Origin of the sequence: Sanguibacter sp. 25GB23B1 (assembly GCF_040012415.1) — a bacterium.
In the GTDB taxonomy this organism is placed as follows: Bacteria; Actinomycetota; Actinomycetes; order Actinomycetales; family Cellulomonadaceae; genus Sanguibacter.
This window is the reverse complement of the sequence record NZ_JBDYKL010000010.1, coordinates 1-19023: the sequence shown is the minus strand read 5'-3', so window position 1 is coordinate 19023 and position 19023 is coordinate 1. Positions and strand designations below refer to the sequence as shown.

Below are 19023 nucleotides of genomic sequence, written 5' to 3'. Positions count from 1 at the left end.
GCTCCCTCCTGACGTCAGCCGCCGCCCTCCCCTGCCGTCAGCCAGCTCACCACCGGCCTCTCGCCGCCCGTCATCGGCCCGCCCCCGGGCCAGCAAGGAGTCACCCGTGCTCACTCGTCATCGCGAACCAGGGCTCGCCCTCGGTCGTGCCGCACCTCGCGCCCTGCGCGCCCTCGTCGTCGGTGTGGTCGGTGCGCTCCTCGCGCTCGGCAGCGTCGTCGTCCCCACGCAGACCGCTCTGGCCGAGCCCGCAGGGCCGGTGCTCACCGTCTCCGGCGGGCAGGGCCTCGACCCGGCGGTCGCGAGCACCGTCACCGTCAGCGGCACCGGCTTCGCCGGCGCGCTCTCCTCCGAGGGCCTCTACCTCGTGATCGGGACCGCCGACGCCTGGCCGGCGGGCACGGCACCCAGCGCAGGGGGCTTCCCCGTGCAGTCCTGGCTGCGGCCCACCTCGATCACGCCGGAAGGCTCGTTCACGACGACGCTCACCATCCCCGCCGGGACGTTCACGGACGGCACCCACCTCGTCGGAGCCTTCTGCGCGCACGCCTGCTCGATGACCGACAGGTCGCTCGACGCACGGTCCGAGGGGATCACCTTCGTCACGCCGGCACCCACGCCGGACCCCACACCCGAGCCGACGCCCGATCCCGAGCCGACGCCCGACCCGGAACCGACCCCTGACCCCGAGCCCACGCCGGAACCCACCCCGACCCCGGAACCGACCCCGGTCTACACCCCTGCGGTCACGGTCTTCGAGGCCGACGGGACCACGCCTGCGGGCGCCGTCGTCGAGGGTGACGAGATCGTCGTGCGCGGCTCCGGGTTCGACCCGGCGAGCAACGTCGGCACGCGCCCGCCGGCGCCGGGCGTCCCCGCCGGCGTCTACGTGGTGTTCGGCAGCTTCTCCCCGACGTGGCAGCCCTCGCAGGGCGCGGCGAGCGCCGCGCGCAAGGTCGGTGACCAGCGGTGGGCGATGACGGACGCATCCTTCACGTCCAGCGCGGTCGCCCCGTACCAGTCGTCGATCGCCCCCGCCCGCGTCGTCCTCGGCACGGACGGCGCCTTCACCGCTCGCCTGACCGTCACCTCCCCGGCCGTCCTCGCGGCGGACGGTGTCTACGGCGTCTACGTCTATCCCGCCGGCGGCCCCGTGAACGCGGCCCAGGAGCTCTCCGCGCCACTGACCTACCAGGCGGCACCGACTCCCGACCCGGACCCGACCCCGACTCCCGACCCGACCGCTCCGACGCTCACGGTCGCACCGGCGACCAACCTCGACCCCGCGGTCGCGAACACCGTCACGGTCTCCGGGACCGGCTTCGCCGAGGCTCTCGCCCCCTCTCACCAGGGTCTCTACGTGAACGTCGGCCCCGTCGGGTTCTGGCCGGCGGGTTCCGCCCCGGCCGCGTCCGGGTGGCTGGTGAGCGCCTACCTGCCCAAGGCGTCGATCGCAGCCGACGGCTCGTTCAGCACCTCCCTGACGATCCCCGCCGGCGCAGCCACCGCAGGGACCGGCTACGAGGCGACGGCCTTCTGCGCCCACGCCTGCTCGGGGAGCGTCCGCGCGCTCGACGCCCGGTCCGCACCGATCACCTTCGCGACGGTCGGCACCGAGCCCGGCGGCACGCCGGGTGTGCCCGGTGCCCCCGGCACCCCGGGCTCCCCGGTCCCCACGACGGGCGCGGCCGAGCTCGACGGGATCCTCGCGAGCGGGAGCGTCGTCCCCGGCCAGCAGGTCACGATCGTCGGGCGGGGCTTCGCTCCGAACGAGCAGGACATCGTCCTCGAGCTCCACTCCGACCCGGTCACCCTCGCGACGGGCCTCACGGCCGACGCGCTCGGCGTCGTGCGGTACACGGTGACGATCCCGGCGGGCACGCCTGCGGGCCGGCACACGCTCTTCCTCATCGGTGCGACCCACACCGTCTCGGTGCCTGTCCTCGTGGCGGAGCCGGTCCCGGTCTGCGTCGCCCGCACGGTCTCGGGGGCGAGCCTCACGTGGGGTGTCAAGGAGGCGTTCCGCTCCTACGTCACCGGGTCCATCGCCAACGGGTCGATCAGCTCCTCGGGCGTCACCGGCACCGGGCCGTTCACCTGGTCCGGTGGCACGGGAACATACAACACGGAGGACACCGTGGGCCGGGCCTCGTTCTCGGGATCGGTGACGTTCTCCGGGCACGGGGGAGTGCTCGACGTCCAGGTGTCGAACCTCAGGGTGCAGGTGAGCAGCGCATCGTCGGGCACGCTCGTCGGTGACATCCGGACCGGTGACACGACCCGTGCCGGTATCGCGATCGCCTCGCTGAACCTGGCCGCCGGGGCGTCCGACGCGTCGTCGGGCCGGGTGTCCTGGTCGGGCGTCCCCGCGACCCTGACCGCGACGGCCGCCGCCGCGTTCGAGGGCTTCTACGCCGCGGGCGAGGCGATGGACCCCGTGTCCTTCGTGCTGCCGCTCGGCGCGACGACCGACTGCACGGCGGCCTCCGGTGCGAACATCGCGAAGTACCAGGGCGGGGCTCCCGGTCTGGCGACCACGGGCGCGGACGTCGGCACCCTCGTGGGCGGAGCGTCGCTCATGCTCCTCCTCGGTGCCGCCCTCGTGGCACGGTCCCGCCGGAAGGCAGCCGTGCCCGCCTGAACCATCCGACCTCATCCGGCCACGGGCGGGCAGGACACCTCGCGCGCCGAGGAGTTCTGCCCGTCCGTGCGCGTGGGCCCGGACCGCGGCCGGCTCGTGCTGAGGGATCCACGGGTCACATGAGTCAAAGGTCATGGGTCACCCTGACGAGGCCGGTCTAGCGTGGAATTGTCCTAGCAATGTTGCTGAACAGTCAGATCAGAGGCGATCGTGAGCGCTGTCCATCCCGAGGCACGCACCGTGACAGGTGCGTCCGTCCGTTCGTCCGACCTGCGCCAGGCCAGCGCACCGGGAGGTGACCGCAGCGCCTCGCCCGGCTCGGCCCCGCACCGGACTCGTGCCACGCTCCGCGCCGCCACCCTCCTGGGTGTGGCCGCACTGACCCTCACAGGGTGCGCGTCGTCGTCGACCTCGGAGGGCGCGGCCCACTCGGGCGGCGAGGCGAACCTCGTGCTCCCGGACCTCAGCACCGTCACGATCATGGGCGGCGGGTCCGGCCGGACCCTCCTGCTCGTCGGGCTGCTCGTGTGCGCGCTCGGCATCGGCTTCGGCTTCGTCGGCTACCAGCAGCTCCGCCGCCTCCCCGTGCACCAGACGATGCGCGAGATCTCCGAGCTCATCTACTCCACCTGCAAGACCTACCTGGTCCAGCAGGGCAAGTTCCTGCTGATGCTCTGGGTGTTCATCGCGGCGATCATCGTCGTGTACTACGGGTTCCTCGTCGAGCTCGAGTGGGGTCGGGTCGCGATCGTCATCGCGTTCAGCCTCGTGGGCATGGGTGGCTCGTACGCGGTCGCGTGGTACGGGATCCGCGTCAACACCTTCGCGAACTCGAGGGTGGCGTTCGCGTCGCTGGACGGCAAGCCTCTCGCGATGCACCGCATCCCGATGAAGTCCGGCATGTCGATCGGCATGGTCCTCATCAGCGTCGAGCTCTTCATGATGCTCGTCATCCTGCTCTTCCTGCCCGCCGACCTCGCGGGTGCCTGCTTCATCGGCTTCGCGATCGGCGAGTCGCTCGGGGCGTCCGTGCTGCGTATCGCCGGCGGCATCTTCACCAAGATCGCCGACATCGGTGCCGACCTCATGAAGATCGCCTTCGGGATCAAGGAGGACGACGCACGCAACCCCGGAGTCATCGCCGACTGCACCGGGGACAACGCGGGTGACTCCGTCGGCCCGAGCGCCGACGGCTTCGAGACCTACGGCGTCACGGGCGTCGCGCTCGTCACGTTCGTCCTGCTCGCGGTGGACGACCCGGCCGTCCAGGCCAGCCTCCTCGTCTGGCTCTTCGCGGTCCGCGTGGGCATGGTCATCGCCGCCGCGCTCTCCTACCTCGCGAACGACGCCTGGGCCAAGGCGCACTACGCCAAGGCCGAGCGCATCAACTTCGAGACCCCGCTCAGCTCGCTCGTGTGGGTCACGTCAGCCGTGTGCGTCGCGGCCACCTACCTCATCTCCTACGTGGTGCTCGGTGAGACCCTCGCCGCGAACGGCATGTGGTGGAAGCTCGCGACGATCATCTCCTTCGGCACGGTCGCCGGAGCGGTGATCCCCGAGCTCGTCAAGGTGTTCACCTCGACGCACAGCAAGCACGTGCGTGAGGTCGTCAAGAGCTCGCGTCAGGGTGGTGCCTCGCTCAACATCCTGTCCGGCCTGGTCGCCGGAAACTTCTCCGCGTACTGGCTCGGGATGGCCATCGTCGGCCTCATGGGCGGAGCGTTCGTCATGAGCGAGCAGGGCCTCGACGCGCTCATGATCGCGCCGGCCGTGTTCGCCTTCGGTCTCGTCGCCTTCGGGTTCCTGTGCATGGGCCCGGTGACGATCGCGGTCGACTCCTACGGTCCGGTCACCGACAACGCGCAGAGCGTGTACGAGCTCTCCCTCATCGAGGACGTCGACGGCATCGAGGAGGAGCTCGAGCGCGACCACGGCATCGACGTCCAGTGGGACAAGGCCAAGCAGATGCTCGAGGAGAACGACGGCGCCGGGAACACCTTCAAGGCGACCGCCAAGCCCGTGCTCATCGGCACGGCCGTCGTCGGCGCGACCACGATGATCTTCTCGATCATCATCAGCCTCACCGACGGCCTGACGACCGGCATGTCCAACCTCTCCCTGCTGCACGCACCCCTGCTGCTCGGGCTCATCACCGGTGGCGCTGTCATCTACTGGTTCACCGGAGCATCGATCCAGGCCGTCACCACGGGCGCCTACCGAGCCGTCGAGTTCATCAAGAACACGATCAAGCTCGACGCCGGGGCGACGAGGGCCAGCGAGGCCGACTCCCGCAAGGTCGTGGAGATCTGCACCCAGTACGCCCAGCACGGCATGCTCAACATGTTCCTCGGCGTCTTCTTCGCCACCCTCGCGTTCGCCTTCGTCGAGCCGTACTTCTTCATCGGGTACCTCATCTCGATCGCCGTCTTCGGCCTCTACCAGGCGGTGTTCATGGCGAACGCAGGTGGCGCGTGGGACAACGCCAAGAAGATCGTGGAGGTCGACCTGCACGCGAAGGGGACGGCGCTGCACGAGGCGTCGATCGTCGGCGACACCGTCGGCGACCCGTACAAGGACACCTCCTCCGTCGCGCTCAACCCGGTCATCAAGTTCACGACGCTGTTCGGCCTGCTCGCCGTGGAGCTCGCAGTCAGCATGGTCGACCAGGGCATGCAGACGCTCGTGACGGTCCTCGCCGCGGTGTTCTTCGTGACCTCCGCGTACTTCGTCCACCGGTCGTTCTACGGCATGCGCATCCAGACCTCGCTCGATGACGACGGCATGGACTCGGAGGAGCACAAGCTCCCGACCGGCGACGGCACGGCGGCGACGCCCGACGACCGTCCGGCGACCGACCTGGCACCCGCGGGAGCCGGCGAGTCCAGATGAGGATCGCGATCCAGTACCGTGACGTCCTGGTCACCGCCGACGGGCACGTGTCCGGCTTCGACGCCGGCGCGACGCTCGTGCGACGCCTGCTGCGTCTGTTCCCGGGCTCGTTGCTCATCGGGCCCGGGCCGCGGCGCTGCGCAGGCTTCGACATGATCCCGCTCGAGTTCGTCGACGGCGACGACACCGTCGTCATCTCGATGGACGTCATCGACTCGGTGAGCATCTGGCGTGCGCTCAAGGTCGGCTGCGCCGAGCCCAAGGTGATGAACTTCGTCTGGTGGAACACGTCGCAGTTCACGCACCCGGTCGAGCGAGCGGGGCTCGCTCTGTCCTGCGGGCTGTTCCCGACGTTCGCGAACTCCGAGCGCACGGCGAACGAGGTCCGCGAGATCGTCACGAAGCTGACAGTCCCGCCGATCGCCGAGCAGGCCCGGATCGGCTGGGTCAACCTCGGTATCCGGCTCGAGCACGTGCAGCCGCACGCTGACCCCACGACCCCCGTGGTGCTCTACCCCGCGATCTACCTCTCCGAGCGGAAGCAGCCGCAGCTGTTCGTCGATGTGGTCGAGCGGGTCGTCAAGCGCACGCCGATCAAGGTCGAGGCACGGCTGCACGAGTCGCACCTCACCTCCGAGCTCGCCATGCGCCTGTCCCGCCGCAGCTGGGCCTGGGTCGGGCCGCTGACCGCGACCCGAGAGGACTACTGGGAGGCGCTCGCACGCACCACGGCGTTCCTGGCGACCGCGAACGAGGAGTCGTACGGCCTCGAGTACATCGAGGCCCTCGTGGCCGGTGCGGTCGGGGTGTTCCCCGACCGGGCCTGGGTGCGGGCGATCCTTCCGGCCGGCTACCCGTTCGTCTATCACAGTGCCGCCGAGGCGGAGGAGATGCTCTACCGTGCCGTCACGGACACGCCGCAGTGCCGGCGTGAGCTGGACGAGGCTGCCGACGGCGACTTCGCACGGTGGTTGCGGGCTCGTCACGACGACGACAACTTCGAGAAGGCGTTCGCCGATCGCGTCGCGGAGTGGTTCGAGCCCTGACGCTCGGGGAGGCTCTGCGCGTCGCTGCTCGGACCGCCGGCCTTCGGGGGTCTTCTTCGATGGGGAGAGCTCCCCATCGAAGGAGAGGGGTTCCGCGGCAGGCCGCCACGACGGGCTCGGACGGCCGCACGGAGCGCTCCGGGCGCTGCTTCTCGACCCGTACGATTCCGGTCGTGACGACCTCCAGCACGCCGCCCCCGCCCCCGTCCTCCTCCGGGGAGCCACCGTGGCCCGTCGCCCCGACGAAGAAGCGACGGTCGCGCGGACGGACCGCCCTCGTCGTGTCGGCCGTCGTCGGGGCTCTCGCGCTCGGCTACGGGTTCGTCGCGTTCTTCGGCGACGACCGGCCCGAGCCCACGAGCGGTCCCACCGGGCCGGCGGACGTCGGTGAGCTGCAGTTCGCGTCGGTCCAGACGCAGGTCGGGAAGAGCCAGCCCTTCAGGTTCTCGCGGAGCTTCGACCTCGCGACGCTGCAGGTCGACGGCCGGCCGGCGGTCGTGACCGACCTCGTCGGGGTGTACCTCGATCCCCTCCTGACCATGCCGGCCCCCGACGTCTACATGGAGACGTTCCGTGGTCCGATCACCGTCACGCCACGAGACACGGCCCTCTTCGGGAACGACGAGGTCACGGGGACGCGCATCCCGCTGAACGTCGGTGGCCAGTGGGGGTTCTCCGACACCTACTACATCGCCGAGCGCCGCGACCTGGCGACAGGGGCGCCGCTCCCCGAGCCCAAGGTCACGGCGTTCTCCGTCCCCACGGTCGCGCCCAAGACGAGCGTGGCGTTCGAGGTCGACAGCCAAGGAGTCGGGCACTTCTCGTGGGACGCCATCCCAGGAGCCGAGGAGTACTACGTCGTGGCCGTCGAGAAGATGGCGCAGCTGACGCTCTTCGAGGAGGGCGCCACGGTGTCCATCATCGGTGAGACGGCCGACACGACCTGGTCGACGATCGAGCAGGACGAACGCGTCCAGGAGGGTCTCACCGGTGCTGGGGTCACCGAGTTCTCGAACGGCGTCGTCAGCACGAACTACCCGTTCAGGACCTACCGGATGGGCGAGGACTGGGCGCACGACCCGGCCGCGCCGCTCCTGGTCGAGACCCACACGACGCTGATGTTCGGCATCGTCGCGAAGACGCCCGACGGGCTCTCGCCCATCTCGCTCCTCGGTGAGGACATCGACGGCACGCTCCCGATCTCGATCGCCTTCACCGCCGCGAAGGCCATGGGGACGAACGGCAACGACGTCCACACGGTGGCGCAGCTCCCGACGCGGATGCCCGTGACGATGTCCGACGGGCGCACCGTTCTGCGACCGATGCGCTACGACGTGGACGCGATGGTCGCCACCGAGTCGATCCTGGGGACGCAGGATGCCACGGGCGCGTTCACGCAGACGGGGACCGACGAGCGGTACCGCGTCGGCTACACGGTCGACGGCACTCTCCTCGTCGGCTCCTACACCCTGGACGAACCCGACCTGGCCACCGCTCAGGCGGGCGTCCGGACGGTCGTCGCGCGGGTTCAGGCCGAGACCGTGAAGAACGGCGCGGGAGAGTCCTACTCGTATCAGACGGACTCGAACGCGTTCGACCCGCACGACGTCTCGTCGACGGCGCCCGACGTGGGGTACCCGGTGAGCGGGACGAACCCGCTGACCACGTACCTCGCTGCGAACCTCGTCGCGGGCGAGGAGTACATCGACCTCAGCGCGTACCTGCCCGGCGGGTCGATGATGACGACCTCGGGCATCTCGTACATGGATGCCTTCAGGGAGGCGCTGCTGCAGAACCCGTTCATCCTCGGCAAGGTCTCGATGGAGTACGACGAGCCCTCCCAGATCATGGGTGTGAAGTACGAGGACTACGACTCGCCGGAGGAGCGGGCCGCCGCACAGGCGCGCCTGGCCGAGGAGGTCGAGGCGGTGACGGCGCGGATCATCACCGACGGGATGAGCGACGAGGACAAGGTGCGTGCGATCAACGGCTACCTCACCTCGAGCGCGGAGTACGACTACGCCGCCCTGGACGAGGGGCTGCTCGGTCCGGACAGGTACCCGAACGCCTGGACGGCCACCGGCGTCCTCTTCGACAAGAAGGGCGTGTGCGCCTCGTATGCCGCGGCCTTCACCGTGCTGGCCCGAGCCGCGGGTCTCGAGACGATGACCGTCTCCGGCGTCACCCTGGACTCGGGTGGCCGCCACGCGTGGAACAAGGTCCTCGTCGACGGTGCGTGGCGTGTCGTGGACGCCACGTGGAACGACTCGCCAGCACCCGACCAGTACCTCCTGCTGACGGACGCTCAGACGAACGAGAGCCGGACCCAGGACTCCGACTGGGTGCTCGACTCACGCGTCGCCGACTACGCCGCGCTCTGACGGCCGGTACTCCCGGCTGAGCATGGCTGGGCCGAGCGCAGATCAGGGGTCGGTGACGGTCACGGTGATCGACACGGGCTCCGGTCCGTGGCCGAAGTCGGGCGCTCCGCCGCGGAACCGGTACTCGAGCTCGAGGGTCGTCTCACCGTCGCCGACCGCCTCGAACTCGTAGGCGAGGGTGTTGCGACCCCCGTCCTCCCCGTCCTCGCCGAGGTACTCCGAGAACCGCTCGCCCTCGCGGAGCACCTCACCGTCCGGCTCGTCGGTGATCAGCCAGTCGTCGCCGACCGAGGAGTTCATCTCGCCGAGGTCGACGACGAGGGTCTGCCCCACGACGAGCTCCGCCGAGCTGGCCGTGGCATCGACGACGACCTCGTCGGGCACCGTCGGGGTCGTCCCTCCGAGCTCGTCGCCGATGTCCCAGTCGACGTCGTCGAACGTCGTGCAGGCGCTCGCGCCGAGGCTGGTCGCGAGCGCCAGGCTCCCGACCAGGGCGGCCCTGCGCAGGCCGGCCCTGGTGCTCTTCGCCCCTCTCACCGTGCGCCCTCAGACCGTGCGGTAGTCGGCGGTGACGGTGGCGCCGACGGTGATGTCCGCCGGGCGCAGCTCGACCGACGGACCGTCACCCACACCGGCGCTGCCACGGCTGGCGGCCATCATGACCCCGGCCCCTGGGGAGGCGTGCGGCCGCAGCCCCTCCTCGTACATGGCGACGAGCTCGACCCCGGAGAACCCGGCCGCTGCGGCGTAGGCCTCAGCACGGGACCGTGCGTCCCGCACGGCACCCGTCCGGGTCGTGAGGAGGAGCGCCGACCGGGTGTCGTCGGTCAAGTCCCAGTCCACGCCGGAGATGGAGCAGCCGTCGACCGAACCCCTCCGCACCGCCCACTCGCCGAGCGCCGCGAAGTCCTGGAAGCGCACGGTGACCGAGACTGCGGCGACGTGATAGCGGACGAGCTGATGCTTCTCCTGCGTCGAGGTGTCGTCGCTCGTCCACTTCTCGGCGCTCCACACCGCGATCTGCTCGGACGACCACCGGGTGGCGGCACCCGAGTCCACGAAGCCCTGGGCCTCGCGGACGACCTCGTCGTGAAGCGTCCTCACGAGGGCGACGGCGCGCTCCCGGTCCGAGGACTCGAAGCTCACGGCCAGCTGCAGACTGCCCCGCTCCGGGTGGTGGTGCAGGCTGTCGTGGCCGGTGACGGCGATCGTCGCTGATCCGGGGAGAGACATCGATCAGGTGTTCTGGTTGATGCGTGCGCCGAGGCTCCGGTGGAGCTGCTGCAGACCGGCCTGGCTCAGAGCGAGCGACTCGGACTCGATGTGCCGGACGAGCTGGCCGTCGTCGACGACCTTCTCGCTCGACTGGATGAGCACCGTGCCGGCCCCCGTGAAGTCGAACTGGCGCTCCTCGCCCGAGGACATGCCGAGGAACCCGGCTGCCGCGCTGAGGAAGTTGTGCATCCAGTCTGCGTCGAAGTGGTGCGACGGCGACGGGCAGTCGGCCCAGCCGACGAGCGCCTGCGGGTCGATGCGCAGAGGCGGTTCGGCGAACATGACCGGCCCGTTCGACGAGGCGAGGAACTTGCCCGTGCCGATGAGCGTGACGAACCCGGGGACGATCGACTGCTTGAGGCTCACGCCCGGCTCGAACGCGAGGAGGTTCGACGCCCGGATCGTGAGGTTGCCGTCGTCGAGGTCGAACGAGTTGATGTTGTAGCCGCGGTCGCCGAGGATCAGCTTGCCCTGGCCCTGCGCGACGACCCAGTCGTTCGCGTACAGCGGCGAGGAGAACTGGGTGGCGACGAGGCCGGTCATGCTCGTGGCGCCGAGCGGCTCGAAGCGCACGTTGCCGTAGTACGCGATCATCGCGCCCTTCGACGTGAACCAGGGTGCGCCGGCGAGCTCGACCACGAACGCGTAGTCGTTCCCGGGGATGTTGTCGTTGACCGGCAGGGTGGCCGGGCTGTGGATCTCGATGCTCATGGTTCTTCCCGCCCCTAGAACTTCTGCTCGGACGCCTGGACCCAGGCGGTGCCCTGCCCGGTGAGCTTGAGCTGCGTGGCCTCGCCGGACCCGCGCCCGACGACGTCCCGGAACCCGACGCTCGCGGCGAGCTCGATGGTGATCTGGCCGAGGTGGCCGACGTACGCCTGCGGGTCGATGACGACCTCGCCGCCGTAGCCGCCGACCGTCAGCGGGATGACCCCGCCGTGGGAGAGGATCGCCACCGTGCCCTGACCGGTCATCTGCGTGGTGAACATGCCCTGGCCCGTCACCGCGCCGCGCACGGCGCCGCGCATGCCGCCCTGCTGGGTGAGGGGCACGATCGACGTCTGGAGGTATCCCTCGTACGCGAGCAGCCGGCTCGCCTCAACGGTCAGGACCTGCGTGCCGTCCATCTGGACGATCTCGACGCGCAGTCCTTCGCGACCGTAGAAGACCTCACCCTGGCCCTGGGCAGCCATGAGGGCCACGTGCTCGCCCTGCATCATGCGGCCGGCCATGCCGGCCATCGCCCCGGCACCGGGGAAGCCACCGCCGCCGCCCATGCTGTGGGGCGTGAAGCGCACGTCGCCCGTGTAGTAGAGCATCGAGCCCTTCCGCGCGAGGATCTGCTGACCCTGCTGGACGGGGACGCGCACGACCTTGTCGTTGACGAGCTCCATCGTCATCTCTATCGCTCCTCAGGCTGGATGTATACGACGCCCTGGCCGTCGAACCGCAGGGAGAACGCCTCGCCGTTGCCGCCGCTGAGAGCGGAGCGCCACGACACGTCGGTGACGAAGCTCTGGTTGAGCTGCCCGCGGTATGCGACGAACGCGTCCGGGTCGGCGACGAGCGGGTACTGCGGGGTGACCTCGAGCGCGATGATCGGTCCGCCGGCAGACAGGAGCGCGATCGTGCCGGAGCCGGTGACCGTCGTGGTGAACAGGCCCTGGCCGCCCGACGTCGCGCCGCGCAGCCCGGAGAACTTCACGTCCGTGCGGAGGTCGCCGACGAGGGCGAGGAGCTGGGACGCCTCGACGTGGAGGACGTCGTTGCTCAGCTCGACGATGGTGATGTCCTGGGCGTCGACCGCGAAGTACACGGTGCCGCTGCCGGTGACGTCCATGAGGGAGATCGACTCGCCGGTCACCTTGCGCTTGAGAGCGGCCTTGAAGCCGTCGCCCCCGCCCATGCCGGCGTTCTTGAAGGTGACCTTGCCCTCGTACGCCACCATCGAGCCGGTGATGGCTCGGATGGAGTCACCCGCGAGCTCCGCCACCAGTATCCGGTGGCCCTGCATTCTCAGTTGCGCCACGAAATCCCCATCGTCGTCCTCGGTCATCCTTGCCGGTCGTGATCCTGCCAGACGCGGCTGCTCACGTCGCGGAGAGTTCTCCCCATGGGCGAAATCCACTGCCTGTCCGCGGGTGAAGGCACGGCTGGAGGTTTGCGCGCGAGGGCTCCGATGGCCCAGGATTCAGAGCACATGGGCCGATGTGCCAGGTGAGAACCGGAGCGTCGACCCCAGGACGTCACAGGAGCACACCCATGAGCGCCCCCGCAGGCTGGTACGCAGACCCTCAGGACCCCCAGCTGTTGCGCTACTTCGACGGTGCCAGCTGGACGACACAGACGCAGCCGGCACCTGGCGCGCAGGCGTCTTCAGCCCCGGGTGCGGCCCCTCACGGTCCGGGCCAGCAGCCGTCGTGGACGCCGCAGGCCCAGCAGCCGGGCCAGTTCGGCCAGCCGGGCCAGCTCGGCCAGCAGCAGGGCGGCGCCCAGTACGGCCAGGCCCAGGGCCACCAGCCCCAGGGGCAGCAGTGGCAGTCCCAGCAGGGCCAGCCGGGACAGTACGGCCAGCAGCCGGGCCAGCAGGGATGGCAGTCGGGACCGAGCCCCCTCGCGAGCCAGTTCACCGCCCAGCCGCGCCAGTCCGGACGAGGCATCGACCCGTCCGTCGAGGGAGCGCCGTCCGGGACCCCGACAGCGGTCAAGCTGTGGATCGCCGGCGCGCTCGTCGCGATCGTCGCGTTCGTCGGCATCGGGTTGGCCGTCGACGGCAACCGTGAGCCGGCCGAGGACGAGTTCTCGGACGCGCTCGCGGCCGTGGTGGACGACGACTTCGACTGCGAGGCGCTCGGTGAGCAGGCCGTCCTGCTGAGCGAGACGGACGCGGACCCGCTCCTCTCGACGAGCGGCCTCACGCCGACGAAGGACCGGCGCAGCACGGTCGAGGTCCCGGAGACCGGCGAGACGGTCGCGCTCGCGTGCCGAGGGGACGGGGAGTGGAGCGACGGGTCGGTGGAGACGATCGACCTCGAGCTGCGGCTCGACTCCGAGGGCGAGGCGTGGGTCTACTACTCGGCTCGCTGACCTCCACGGGAATGCGCCGGCGTACCGCGTCGTTGCCGAGAGCGTGACTGCACAGCTGAAGATCGACATCTGGTCCGACATCGCCTGCCCCTGGTGCTACATCGGCAAGCGCCGACTCGAGGAGGCGCTCCGGCGGCTCGACGCCGCGGGCTCGGGCATCACCGCCGAGATCGAGTACCACTCCTTCGAGCTCGCGCCGGACACCCCGGTCGACTTCGAGGGGTCGGTCGTCGACTTCCTCGCCGACTCGAAGGGCATGCCGAAGGCACAGGTGGCGCAGATGGTCGCGCAGGTCTCGGAGATCGCGGCGGGCGAGGGGCTCGACTTCCACCAGGACACGGCTCAGCACACGAAGACGCTCAAGGCGCACGAGCTGCTCCACCACGCGAAGTCGCACGGCCTCCAGTCCGAGATGAAGGAGCGTCTGCTCGCGGCGTACTTCGTCGAGAGCGAGCACGTCGGCCACGTGGACGACCTCGTGCGGTTCGCGGCCGAGATCGGCCTCGACGCCGACGAGGTGCGCACGGCGCTCGACGAAGGCCGGTACGCGTCCGCCGTCGCCGCCGACATCGCGCAGGCTCGCGCCTACGGCATCCAGGGTGTGCCGTTCTTCGTCGTCGACGAGAAGTACGGCGTGAGCGGGGCGCAGGACGCCGCCGTGCTCGTGGACGTTCTCCAGAAGGCTGCAGCCGACCAGCTGGCAGGAGCGGGCGTCGATGCCGGCTGAGCCCGTGGCGGCCTCGAACGGTCCGAGCCCGACGGCGCCGCAGCCGTTCGTCATGCTGGGCGACTCCGGCGCGCTCTGCGTGGACGGCGTCTGTGCGGTCCCGACGGGTCCGCCCGGCGCGTCTGCCCCTGCAGGCGCCACGCACCTCACCGACCGGCGGTCGGTCTGACCCCACGGGCGGACCGGACAGCTCACCGGGCGTGTCGTGAGGATCGGGGTGTGCCCAGGCGCACCCGACCCCTAGTCTCGGGTGATGGACCCGGGACACGGTGGCGCCGGTGTGACTGAGGACGAGAGGGTGGACGAGGCGCGGGTCGCGCCTCCGCCCAAGGAGCTCGGTGCGCGCGCACGCCACGAGTGGTCCCGGCTCGTCGAGCACGTGCGTGACCCGGCCCTGCCACCCGCTCCGCAGAAGCGGGCGTGGTGGGCGCTGCACGGGATAGGCATGCTGTTCGCCGTCCTGTTCTACACGTGGTCCATGACCCCGTCCCTGCTCCCTCGTCCGTGGTACCTGCAAGGCGTCGCGACAGGTATCTGCGTCGCCCTCGGCTACGGGGTGGGCGTGCTCGTGGCGAGCGTCGTCCGTCGTCTCGGGTTCTCCCCCCAGTGGTCCGAGAGGACCCGGCTGTGGGGGTGGGTGTCGCTCGCGGCCCTCGCGGCGATCGAGCTCCCGCTCTTCATGGTCCTCGGCGCCCGGTGGCAGGAGACCACGCGCGAGCTCGTGGGCGTGCAGGAGGAGAGCGGCTGGTTCACGGTCCTCCTCCTGCCGATCGCCGCAGGTCTCGCTCTCGTGCTCGTCGCGCTCGGCCGGCTCTTCCTGCGGACCGGGTACCGCATCGCTCGGTTCGTCTCGCGTCTCGTCCCCGTGGTCGTCGCCCGGCTCGTCGGGCTCGTGGCCGCCCTCGTCATCACCGTGGTGCTCCTTCAGGACGGTGTGGTGGCCGGCATCCTCGCGCTCGGCGGCCGGGCGGCGGCGACGCGCGACCTCGAGGACCCACCGGGCGTCGTCCGGCCGCAGGTGGAGGAACGGTCCGGCTCCGGTGCGTCGCCGGTCGAGTGGGAGGACCTCGGCCGGGAGGGGCGGGCGTTCGTCTCCGGCGGGCCGAGCGCAGCGGAGATCGAGGCGTTCAGCGGCGAGCCGGCGCTCACGCCGATCCGCGTCTACGCGGGGCTCGGCTCCGCCCCGACGATCGACGAGATCGCGGCGACGGTCGTCGACGAGCTCGAACGGACCGGCGGCTTCGACCGCGAGGTCCTCGCGGTCGCGACCACGACGGGCACCGGATGGATCGACGAGTCCATGGCGCGACCGCTCGAGTACCTCCACGGCGGCGACACGGCGATCGCCGGAATGCAGTACTCCTACCTGCCGAGCGGCTTCGCGTTCCTCGCCGACCGGAACACGCCGCGGACGGCCGGGCAGGCGCTCTTCACGGCCGTCTACGCCCGGTGGAGCACGCTGCCCGAGGCTGAGCGACCACTGCTCGTCGTCATGGGCGAGAGCCTCGGCTCCTACGGAGGCGGTTCCGCGTTCAGCGGCGTCCAGGACATGGTGGCGCGCACCGACGGCGCGCTGTGGGTCGGGACGCCGAACTTCGCCGAGCCGTGGGCTGACATCACGGCCAGCCGTGACCCGGGCTCGCCCGAGCGGCTGCCCGTCGTCGACGGTGGCGAGCACGCCCGGTTCGCGGACTCCCCGGACGACCTCGTGCCCGACGCAGGGTGGGGCTTCCCACGCATCGTCTACCTGCAGCACGCCACCGACCCGGTCGTGTGGTGGTCGAGCGACCTCCTGCTCCGTCAGCCCGACTGGCTCCGGGAGCCGCGCGCCGAGACCGTCAACCCCGCGATGTCCTGGTACCCGTTCGTCACCTTCTGGCAGGTGACCGTCGACCTCGCGTTCTCCGTCGACGTCCCCGACGGGTACGGGCACCGGTACGAGCTCGGGAACGCCGACGCATGGGCCGCGATCGTCCCGCCGGACGGCTGGACCGCACAGGACACCGCCGACCTGCGGGACCACCTCGCGACCGAGTAGCGCGTCAGAGGCTGCCGCCCGGGACCACCGTCCAGGGCTGCCGGGCGTCGATGAGGGAGAATGGAGGTCATGCGCCTGCGACCCGTCACCATCATGTGGATCTCGGCGGGCTTCGCGGTGGTGCTCCTCGTCTCGCTCGTGACGTTCCTCGTCATCGAGGGTGTGTGACGACCACCGCCGACCGTGCCCCGGCACCGCTCGGCCGAGCCCTCCTCGTCTGGGGGACGGCGATCGTCGCGTACATCGTGGCGATCCTGCACCGCACGTCGCTCGGGGTCGCCGGCATCGACGCGGTCGACCGTTTCGGCGCCACCGCCGCCGTCCTCTCGCTCTTCGTCGTCGTCCAGCTCGTCGTCTACGCCTCGAGCCAGATCCCCGTCGGGGTGGTGCTCGACAAGCTCGGGCCGCGACGCCTCATCGCCACCGGTGCCGCGCTCATGGCTGTCGGGCAGCTCGGGATGGCGCTCGCGGAGAGCATCCCGCTCGCGATCGGGGCGCGCGTGCTCATCGGCGCCGGGGACGCGATGACGTTCGTGTCCTTGCTGCGCCTCGTGCCGTCGTGGTTCGCGCCGCGTCGTGTCCCGCTGTTCACGCAGCTCACGGGCATCCTCGGGCAGCTCGGTCAGGTGATCTCGGCTGTCCCGTTCGTCTTCCTGCTCCACGAGGGCGGGTGGACGACGGCCTTCTCGACGGTCGCGGTCGTCGGTGCGGTCGCCGCCGTCCTCGTCGTCGGGGTGGTGCGTGACCGGCCCGCGCACCCGCTGCCCCACGCCGAGGCGCCGCACGCCGCCCCGCCCGGTTCCGTCCTCGTCGACGGTGTCCTGCCCGACTTCTCCTTGCGTGCCGTGGTCCGGACCCCCGGCACGTGGCTCGGGTTCTGGGTGCACCTGCTCACCGCTTTCAGCCTCACGGCGTTCGTGCTGCTGTGGGGCTACCCGTTCCTCGTGCTCGGCCAGGGCCTCACGCCGCGGGAGGCCGGTGCGCTGCTCACGCTCAACGTGATCATGGCGATCGTCGCGGGCCCGCTGCTCGGGGAGTTCACCGCCCGGCGGCCGGCGCGGCGCTCGACGATGGTCCTCGGCATCGCGGTGCTCATGGTGGTGGCCTGGGCGGGCGTCCTCCTGCCGTCCACGCCGCGGCCGATGTGGCAGCTCGTCCTCTTCATCGTGCTCCTGTCGCTCGGCGGCCCGGCGTCGATGATGGGCTTCGACTTCGTCCGGACGTCGAACCCGCCCGGGCGCCTCGGTGCTGCGACCGGCCTGGCGAACATGGGCGGCTTCCTCGGGGCGCTCGTGACGATCTTCGCGATCGGGCTGGTGCTCGACGTGGTGCGTCCGGACGGTCTGTACGAGCTCGACGACTTCCGGGTGGCACTCTCGGTCAACGCGGTGCCGTTCGCGCTCGGCTTCGTCGGCGTCCTCGTCAGCCGGCGGGCGGTCCGTCGGGAGATCCGGGACCGGCCGCCCGCGCCCGACGCGTGAGGACGCGGTACCCCGCACCCGCCGCGAGCACGACCACCCCGCCGACGACCGCCTCCCCCGGGAGCGTCGCGCACAGGCCGAGGCAGCCGATGGCCCCGACCACCGCGACGGGGCGGGGGAACCGGCGCTCGGACGGCGGTTGCGTCCAGGCCGCCACGTTCGCGACGAGGTAGTAGAGCAGCACGCCGAACGACGAGAAGCCGATCGCCCCGCGCACGTCCGCGACGAGGACGAGCAGGACGGCGGCGACGATGACGGCGACCTCGGCCCGGTGGGGGACGCCGGTCGTCGGGTGGACGGCCGCGAGACCGGCGGGCAGGTCACGCTCGCGTGCCATCGCCAGGGTGGTCCGGCCGACCCCGGCCTGGAGCGCGAGGAGCGCACCGAGCGACGCCGCTGCCGCCCCGACGACGACGAGCGGGGCGGCCCACGCCCAGCCGGCGGCCCGGACCACGTCGACGAGCGGCACGTCCGACGCTGCGAGCCCGTCGGTGCCGAGGGCGTGCTCGGCGGACGCTGCGACGAGCACGTAGACGACGAGCGTCGCGCCGAGCGCGCCGAGCACGGCTCGCGGGATCGTCCGTGCGGGGTCGCGGACCTCCTCGCCGAGGGTCGCGACGCGTGCGTAGCCGGCGAACGCGAAGAAGAGGAGCCCGGCAGCCTGGGCGACGCCGTACCAGTCGACGGGCTCGTGCACCGGCATGACGGGCACCACGCCTCCGGTGCCCGTCGCAGGCGGGTCCGAGCCCAGTCCTGCCGCCACGACGACGACCAGCGCGACCAGCACGACGACGAGGATGACTCGGGCCGCACGCGCGGTCCGTGTGATGCCGCGGAGGTTGACGAGCCCGAGGGCGACGACGGCGAGTGCCGCGACGGGCTTCTCCCAGCCGGCGGGGGCGGCGTACGCGGCGAAGGTGAGCGCCATCGCGGCGCAGCTCGCGGTCTTGCCGACGACGAAGGACCACCCGGCCACGAAGCCCCACCAGGGTCCGAGGCGCGCCCGCCCGTACGCGTAGGCGCCGCCGGAGGTGGGGTAGCGGGCGGCGAGCTGTGCTGTCGAGGACGCGTTGCACGCCGCGACGACCGCAGCGAGGGCGAGGGCGCCGAGCAGAGCCCCGCCGGCAGCCTGGGCGGCGGGGGCGAGGACGGCGAAGACGCCGGCGCCGAGCATCGAGGCGAGCCCGATGACGATCGCGTCGCCGGTGCCGAGGGATCGTCGGAGGGTCACGCGTCCATGATGACGCAGGTCGGGGCGTCGTCGGGCGGGATCGCGGTGCGGTCGGCACGACGTCCTGATCGTTCACCTGACGTTTGCTTGCTCGACTGGATCGACGCATGTCAACATAGACCCAGGTCGATACAGGGAGAGAACATGTTGCACGAGGTCATCATCATCGGTTCGGGTCCTGCGGGGTATACGGCTGCGGTGTATGCGGCGCGGGCGGGGTTGGCGCC

At 70.9% G+C, this 19023-nt stretch carries 16 protein-coding genes; 10 read left to right on the top strand and 6 right to left on the bottom strand.

Going from position 1 to position 19023, the window contains the following annotated elements:
- Positions 1-106: 106 nt before the first annotated feature.
- The 4 genes from ABKW26_RS07915 (at position 107) to ABKW26_RS07900 (ending at position 8957) form a co-directional block, all read left to right on the top strand.
- Positions 107-2641, top strand: coding sequence for an HtaA domain-containing protein (locus tag ABKW26_RS07915; RefSeq protein ID WP_348592462.1), 2535 nt, complete (start codon positions 107-109; stop codon positions 2639-2641).
- A 378-nt stretch (positions 2642-3019) separates the two neighbouring features.
- Complete coding sequence (locus ABKW26_RS07910; protein ID WP_348592626.1) at positions 3020-5530, top strand: sodium-translocating pyrophosphatase; 2511 nt, start codon at positions 3020-3022, stop codon at positions 5528-5530.
- Positions 5527-6576, top strand: a complete 1050-nt coding sequence (locus ABKW26_RS07905; protein ID WP_348592460.1) for a glycosyltransferase family 1 protein — start codon at positions 5527-5529, stop codon at positions 6574-6576. Before ABKW26_RS07910 ends, ABKW26_RS07905 begins: the two co-directional genes overlap by 4 nt.
- Positions 6577-6749: 173 nt before the next feature.
- Positions 6750-8957 (top strand): transglutaminase-like domain-containing protein, encoded by a 2208-nt coding sequence (locus ABKW26_RS07900; protein WP_348592458.1) that lies wholly within the window; start codon positions 6750-6752, stop codon positions 8955-8957.
- A gap of 42 nt (positions 8958-8999) precedes the next feature.
- On the opposite strand, the gene ABKW26_RS07895 is transcribed toward ABKW26_RS07900, so the two are convergent.
- The 5 genes from ABKW26_RS07895 to ABKW26_RS07875 are packed head-to-tail and all read right to left on the bottom strand — an operon-like array spanning position 9000 to position 12261.
- On the bottom strand, positions 9000-9494 hold the full coding sequence (locus ABKW26_RS07895) for a protease inhibitor I42 family protein (protein WP_348592456.1): 495 nt from the start codon (positions 9492-9494) through the stop codon (positions 9000-9002).
- A 9-nt stretch (positions 9495-9503) separates the two neighbouring features.
- Positions 9504-10190: an SIMPL domain-containing protein gene (locus ABKW26_RS07890; RefSeq protein WP_348592455.1), complete on the bottom strand. Its 687-nt coding sequence runs from the start codon at positions 10188-10190 to the stop codon at positions 9504-9506.
- A 3-nt stretch (positions 10191-10193) separates the two neighbouring features.
- Entirely contained in the window at positions 10194-10943 is a 750-nt protein-coding gene (locus ABKW26_RS07885) for an AIM24 family protein (RefSeq protein ID WP_348592453.1), read from the bottom strand.
- 14 nt (positions 10944-10957) lie between these two features.
- Positions 10958-11632 carry an AIM24 family protein gene (locus tag ABKW26_RS07880; protein ID WP_348592451.1) on the bottom strand — a complete coding sequence of 225 codons (675 nt, stop codon included), beginning with the start codon at positions 11630-11632 and terminating at the stop codon, positions 10958-10960.
- Between the two features lie 2 nt (positions 11633-11634).
- Positions 11635-12261: an AIM24 family protein gene (locus ABKW26_RS07875; RefSeq protein WP_348592449.1), complete on the bottom strand. Its 627-nt coding sequence runs from the start codon at positions 12259-12261 to the stop codon at positions 11635-11637.
- 233 nt (positions 12262-12494) lie between these two features.
- Here ABKW26_RS07875 and ABKW26_RS07870 point away from each other — a divergent pair, with 233 nt between their 5' ends.
- The 5 genes from ABKW26_RS07870 (at position 12495) to ABKW26_RS07850 (ending at position 17565) form a co-directional block, all read left to right on the top strand.
- The gene (locus ABKW26_RS07870; protein ID WP_348592447.1) at positions 12495-13319 is read left to right on the top strand and encodes a DUF2510 domain-containing protein; all 825 of its coding nucleotides are present in this window, start codon (positions 12495-12497) and stop codon (positions 13317-13319) included.
- A 43-nt stretch (positions 13320-13362) separates the two neighbouring features.
- A complete protein-coding gene (locus ABKW26_RS07865) occupies positions 13363-14046 on the top strand; it encodes a DsbA family oxidoreductase (RefSeq protein WP_348592445.1) in 684 nt (227 codons plus the stop codon).
- A complete protein-coding gene (locus ABKW26_RS07860; protein ID WP_348592443.1) occupies positions 14036-14215 on the top strand; it encodes a hypothetical protein in 180 nt (59 codons plus the stop codon). The genes ABKW26_RS07865 and ABKW26_RS07860 overlap by 11 nt, the downstream gene beginning before the upstream one ends.
- 111 nt (positions 14216-14326) lie before the next feature.
- Entirely contained in the window at positions 14327-16084 is a 1758-nt protein-coding gene (locus ABKW26_RS07855) for an alpha/beta-hydrolase family protein (RefSeq protein ID WP_348592441.1), read from the top strand.
- Between the two features lie 164 nt (positions 16085-16248).
- Complete coding sequence (locus tag ABKW26_RS07850) at positions 16249-17565, top strand: MFS transporter (RefSeq protein ID WP_348592439.1); 1317 nt, start codon at positions 16249-16251, stop codon at positions 17563-17565.
- Here ABKW26_RS07850 and ABKW26_RS07845 read toward each other — a convergent pair.
- Positions 17507-18796, bottom strand: coding sequence for an APC family permease (locus ABKW26_RS07845; RefSeq protein ID WP_348592437.1), 1290 nt, complete (start codon positions 18794-18796; stop codon positions 17507-17509). The genes ABKW26_RS07850 and ABKW26_RS07845 overlap by 59 nt on opposite strands.
- A gap of 144 nt (positions 18797-18940) precedes the next feature.
- Between ABKW26_RS07845 and ABKW26_RS07840 the strand changes: the two genes are divergently transcribed.
- A partial coding sequence (locus ABKW26_RS07840; RefSeq protein ID WP_348592624.1) for an FAD-binding protein occupies positions 18941-19023 on the top strand: 83 nt, incomplete at its 3' end.

Coding starts and splice junctions, on each gene's coding strand:
- ABKW26_RS07890 (WP_348592455.1), bottom strand. CDS start 10,190: ATGTCTCTCCCCGGATCAGCGACGATCGCCGTCACCGGCCACGACAGC.
- ABKW26_RS07880 (WP_348592451.1), bottom strand. CDS start 11,632: ATGACGATGGAGCTCGTCAACGACAAGGTCGTGCGCGTCCCCGTCCAG.
- ABKW26_RS07905 (WP_348592460.1), top strand. CDS start 5,527: ATGAGGATCGCGATCCAGTACCGTGACGTCCTGGTCACCGCCGACGGG.
- ABKW26_RS07870 (WP_348592447.1), top strand. CDS start 12,495: ATGAGCGCCCCCGCAGGCTGGTACGCAGACCCTCAGGACCCCCAGCTG.
- ABKW26_RS07860 (WP_348592443.1), top strand. CDS start 14,036: ATGCCGGCTGAGCCCGTGGCGGCCTCGAACGGTCCGAGCCCGACGGCG.
- ABKW26_RS07885 (WP_348592453.1), bottom strand. CDS start 10,943: ATGAGCATCGAGATCCACAGCCCGGCCACCCTGCCGGTCAACGACAAC.